Annotated in this window: 7 protein-coding genes; 4 read left to right on the top strand and 3 right to left on the bottom strand. The window is 66.4% G+C overall.

Annotated features, from left to right (window positions below):
* Positions 1 to 340: toprim domain-containing protein (locus BG35_RS0106490; RefSeq protein WP_236619815.1), on the bottom strand; the 340-nt coding region annotated here is incomplete at its 3' end.
* A gap of 122 nt (positions 341 to 462) precedes the next feature.
* Between BG35_RS0106490 and BG35_RS0106495 the strand changes: the two genes are divergently transcribed.
* The 4 genes from BG35_RS0106495 (at position 463) to BG35_RS0106510 (ending at position 3,766) form a co-directional block, all read left to right on the top strand.
* Entirely contained in the window at positions 463 to 2,052 is a 1,590-nt protein-coding gene (locus tag BG35_RS0106495; RefSeq protein ID WP_051506188.1) for a carboxypeptidase M32, read from the top strand.
* 216 nt (positions 2,053 to 2,268) lie between these two features.
* Complete coding sequence (locus BG35_RS0106500; protein WP_025782192.1) at positions 2,269 to 2,517, top strand: Ycf34 family protein; 249 nt, start codon at positions 2,269 to 2,271, stop codon at positions 2,515 to 2,517.
* Between the two features lie 2 nt (positions 2,518 to 2,519).
* Positions 2,520 to 3,191, top strand: a complete 672-nt coding sequence (gene tsaB, locus BG35_RS0106505) for a tRNA (adenosine(37)-N6)-threonylcarbamoyltransferase complex dimerization subunit type 1 TsaB (RefSeq protein ID WP_080688071.1) — start codon at positions 2,520 to 2,522, stop codon at positions 3,189 to 3,191.
* A complete protein-coding gene (locus BG35_RS0106510; RefSeq protein WP_025782194.1) occupies positions 3,188 to 3,766 on the top strand; it encodes a YdcF family protein in 579 nt (192 codons plus the stop codon). The genes tsaB and BG35_RS0106510 overlap by 4 nt, the downstream gene beginning before the upstream one ends.
* Here BG35_RS0106510 and BG35_RS0106515 read toward each other — a convergent pair.
* Both BG35_RS0106515 and BG35_RS13095 read right to left on the bottom strand, forming a co-directional pair.
* Positions 3,720 to 4,415 carry a lysophospholipid acyltransferase family protein gene (locus tag BG35_RS0106515; protein WP_025782195.1) on the bottom strand — a complete coding sequence of 232 codons (696 nt, stop codon included), beginning with the start codon at positions 4,413 to 4,415 and terminating at the stop codon, positions 3,720 to 3,722. The genes BG35_RS0106510 and BG35_RS0106515 overlap by 47 nt on opposite strands.
* Positions 4,416 to 4,435: 20 nt before the next feature.
* The coding region (locus tag BG35_RS13095; protein ID WP_025782196.1) for an ACP S-malonyltransferase at positions 4,436 to 4,789 on the bottom strand (354 nt) is incomplete at its 5' end.

Consider the following 4,789-nt stretch of genomic DNA (forward strand, 5'->3'; position numbering starts at 1 on the left):
TGAGCATGTCCGGAGTCACGCCGTCCATGGGGGAGATGACGCCACCCAGCACGTGATAGACCCCGCGAAACTCCCCGCTGCGCTCCAGGGCCAGCAGATCCCTGGATTCCGCCACCACACAGATCTGGTTGTGGCGGCGGCGCTGGTCGCTGCAGATGTCGCAGAGCGGGGCCGTCGCCAAGTGGAAGCACTGCTCACACTGGCCCACACAGCGCTTGGCCGTCAGCAGGGCCGCAGCAAAGGCCTCAAGCTGCTCCTGGGGCTGGCGCAGCAGGTACAACGAGAGACGTTGGGCGGTGCGGGGACCAATCCCCGGCAGTCGCTCAAACTGTTCGATCAAGCGAGCCAGGGGTTTGGTGAGGAGGCTCACGGCAGGCGCCAGGGGAACAGACCGACGCTAAGGGGCAGGCAACGTCTTGGGGCAGCCCCCTCAAGTCAAGCCACCGTCCGGGCCACCGGGCCATGGCCAGCGCTCAGCTAGACAGGATTCATCTCCATTGGCCACCGTTCTTGTCCACAGCAGCCTTTGATCAACTCCGTCACCATCACCGGGAGAACCATGTGCTGGCCAGCATCAGCAGTTGCCTGTACTGGGACCAGAACACGGCTATGCCCCCAGCCGGGGCGACCTGGCGTGGGGAGCAGTTGGCCTGGGTGGCTCAACAACTCCATGGCCGTCAAACCAGCAGCCGCTATGGGGAGTTGCTGGCGGAGGCAGAGGCCGGCCTCGACCGGCTTCCCCCTGACCACCAGGGGGACTGGCGGCGGAACCTGGCCCTGTTGCGACAGCAGTATGAGCGCCAATGTCGCCTGGACCCTGCCCTGGTCAACGCCCTGGCGGAAGCCCAGGCCCGGGGGTATAGCCTCTGGCAGGAGGCCAAGCGCAACCGGGATTTTCCCGCCTTTGCGCCGGCGCTGGAAACCTTGATCCGTCTGCGGCTGGAGCAGGCGCGCCAGTTGGCGGAGCCCCGCTCCCCCTGGGAAACCCTGGCCCAACCCTTTGAACCGGACATCAGCCATCAACGGCTGGAGGAGTTGTTTGCCCCCCTGCGGCAACGGCTGCCGGAGTTGCTGGAGCGGGTCCGGAGCACATCCCGCCCAGGGGCGCCCCGGTGGAGGCTGGATGAGGCGGTGCAGCAGTCCCTCTGTAGGCAGTTGTTGAAATCCTGGGGTTTTGACGAGCGGCGCTGTGTGCTGGCCAGTTCCCCCCATCCCTTCTCCACCGACCTGGGACCCGAGGATTTCCGCATCACCAGCCGCACCCTGGTCCATCAACCCCTCAGCGCGTTCCTGGCCACTGCCCATGAATGGGGCCACAGCCTCTATGACCAGGGTCTGCCGGGACAGGAGAGCCCCTGGTTCGGCTTTCCCCTGGCGGCCCCCACCTCCATGGGGGTCCATGAGAGCCAGTCCCTGTTCTGGGAAAATCGCGTGGCCCGGGGGCGGGCCTTCAGCCGGGTGTGGGCGCCCCGCTTCGGGAAGGCGGTCGGCGGCGCCCCATGGGGAGATGCCGATGGTCTCTGGGTGGCCATGAATCCCCTGGATCCCGGCTTGATTCGCGTGGAAGCCGGTGAATTGAGCTACTGCCTCCACGTGCTGCTGCGCTATGAGCTGGAGACGGATCTGCTGGAGCGCCAACTGCCCGTGGCCGAGCTGCCGGAGCGCTGGTGCGCCCATATGGCCCGCTATCTGGACGCCACCCCGGCCCACGTGGGGGAGGGCTGTTTGCAGGACGTGCATTGGAGCGAAGGCCTGTTCGGCTACTTCCCCAGCTATGCCCTGGGCCACTTGATTTCCGCTCAGTTGGCGGAGGCCATGGAAGGGGAAATCGGTCCCGTCGAAGCCCATGTGGCCGCCGGTGAGGAGCATGAACTCCTGGGTTGGCTCCGCCGCCGTGTTCATCCCCTGGGCCGCCGGGTGAATGGCGAGCAACTGGTGCAGCAGGTCACGGGCCGCCCCCTGTCCGCTGATCCCTTTCTCCGCTATCTGGAGTCGAAGCTGGACCAGCTTCTGGCTGTGCAGCCGAGCGGCGACGTCCTGTGGGTTCGCTGATCCGGCGGCTCCTCCGCTGGGAGTCGTGAACAACGGGCCGCCGTTCCCTGTCGTAGGCCGCCAGGGCGGCGAGTTGAGTGGTTCCGGTAAAGCGACTGCCCCATCTCCCGGAGCGCCATCGGGGGAAGCCAAACCGGTTACGGCGGTGGTCGGTTGCGCCCCAGCCTCCTCGGGAGCCAGGCCAGAATGGACGCCGCCTGTTGTGGCTCACTACCCATGTGCATCTGTGTTGACTGCCACTGGGTGGACCGTTGCTCCACGTATCACGCCGTAGAAACCCAGCATGGGGTCAGGCATCTGACCCCGACACCGGACTTTGAACCCCGTCAGCCTCGCATCAACGTCCATCTACGCTCCCAAGGGTTGACCACCACGGTGGAGTGGGACGTGGTGGCCTGCAACAGCTTCCTGACGGACCAAGGCCATTGGCAACGGTTGCGGCCCCTGGAGGCCGTACCCACCTGACCATGGCATCTGCCGTGGGCGCGCAACCGATGGACCGGGATCTGGCGCTGGCCATCCACACCTCCAGCCCTGATCTGGCCATGGCGGTGGCAACCTTCCCCTGGTCACCGGATGGACCCGTGTCTGTTGTGTGCAAGGCAACGGGGCGAGGGCTGGCCAACGTGCTGCACCAGGAACTGCTCGGTCTCCTGCCGGCGCGCCAATGGCGGCGGCTGGCGGCTCTGGCGGTGGCCACCGGTCCTGGCGGTTTCACGGGCGCCCGTCTGGGGGTGGTGCTGGCCCGAACCATGGCCCAGAATCTGCAAATCCCCCTGTTTGGCTGCGGCAGTTTCGTTCTCATGGCGCGACGTCTGGCACAGCGGCTTCTCCAGGAACACCCTGGGGGCTGCGCCATCCAGTTGGAGCAGCCCTTGCGGCAGCGGGGGTTGATCCGGGGCCGTTACCGGATCACCGCCCAGGGTGGGGTGGAAGAGCGGCTGGCGCCCCAACTCCTCACAACCGCGGCGGCCCATGAAGAGGATGGACCATGGCTCCATTACCCTGCCGTGGTGGAGCCCGCCACGGACGTGGTGGAGTTGTTGCGGGTACTGACGGAGCGTTACGCCATGGGTGACTCCAGCCCCTGGCAAGGGGTGTTGCCCTTGTATCCGGCCGCCGCGGCGGAACGCCCATGAGAGACCTGATCGTTTTGTTCAAGTTGCTCAGTGCGCTGGGCATGGGTCTGGGCATGTGGTGGCTGCTGCGAACGTCAAGTCAACACCCCGTCCAACCGCCTCAACTGATCTTTGTGGCGGGAGGCTTCGAGTATCGGGAGCGCCATGCGGCCCGACTGGCCCGGGAACACAACCTGCCGGTGTTGGTGAGCGGGGGCCTGAGCGCTGACTACGGCAGGGCGCTGTTTGTTGAAGAAGGGGTGCAGGGGCCTCAACTCAGCCGCGATGACCAGGCCGGCGACACCTTGGAAAACTTCACCACCCTGCTGGCGGAATTGCAGCAACGCCAAGTGCGCCACCTGCTGCTGGTGACCGGTGTGGACCACATGCCCAGGGCCTCTCTGGTGGGAAGAATTGTGGCGGGAAGCCGGGGCATTCAGGTGACGCCTGCCCCTGTGGACTGTGGGAATGCCTGCATCTGGGAGTCCCCCCTGAAGGTGGCGGCCGACGGCCTGCGGGCAGTGATCTGGGTGGTGAGCGGCCAGGATGTCAAGACCCTTGTTCTGGCCCGGGGCCTGGTAGAGGCGCCCCGGTGAGCAGGCTGTTGATCACGGCGGCACAGTGTTGGGACGTGGTCTCCATGGTCTGACGGTCCCGGTTGGCGGGCGCCGGAATGGGGGCGCCGATGCGAATGGTGATGGGCCGCAGCCGCAGGCCGCCCCCTCTCGAAAGAACCCGGTGGCTATTGAGAATGGCCACCGGCAGCAGGGGGCAGCCGCTGCGTTGCGCCAACAGGGCGGCCCCGTGGCGGGGCCGCTCCACCATGCCGCTGGCGCGACGGGTGCCGTCCAGAAACACCCCCACCAGCCAACCCCGCCGGAGTTGGGCCAGGCAATGGTCCAGGGCGCGGCGATCCACGTGGCCGCGGCGCACGGGCACCGCCCCCAAACCACGGATCAGGGGCGCCAACAGTGGCACATGAAACAACTCCTGTTTGGCCATGAAGGCCACCGGCCTGCCCATGGCGCAACTCAGCAGAGGCGGGTCCAGATCACTGCCGTGGTTGGCCACCACCACACAGGGTCCGCTCCGATAGGCTGGTGGCCGCCCCTCGACCCGACCACGAAAAACCAGGCGGAACAGGGGATTGACCACCAAGGTGCGCAGCAACCAGTAACGGATCCGGGCGTCCCTGGGCGCAGCCGCAGCAGGGGCGGTGGGCAAGAGGTTGCTGTTGTGTCCCATGACCTTGAACAAATGGGAACTCAGGGAGCCAGGTCCGCCATGGCGTTGATCTGGCGGAGATGGATGCCGGGGAGGCTCCGTTTCAAAAGCCCCGAGAGCACGGCCCCCGGTCCGATTTCCACCACGGTGTCGATGCCCAGGCTGGCCAGGTGGTCCATGGTTTCCCGCCAGCGCACCCCGGAGACCATTTGTTGCACCAGGTTGGCCTTGAGGGTGGAGCCGCTGGTGCTGCTGCAGGCGGTGGCATTGCTCACCACCGGCGGGTTGGCATCGGCAAAGGGGATGGTGTCCAGAATCCGGGCAAAGCGGGCCGCCGGTTCCTGCATCAAGGGGGAATGGAAGGCGCCGGAGACCGCCAGGGGGACATTGCGTTT

The sequence above is a fragment of the Candidatus Synechococcus spongiarum SH4 genome, from assembly GCF_000586015.1.
Lineage (GTDB): Bacteria > Cyanobacteriota > Cyanobacteriia > PCC-6307 > Cyanobiaceae > Synechococcus_B > Synechococcus_B spongiarum_F.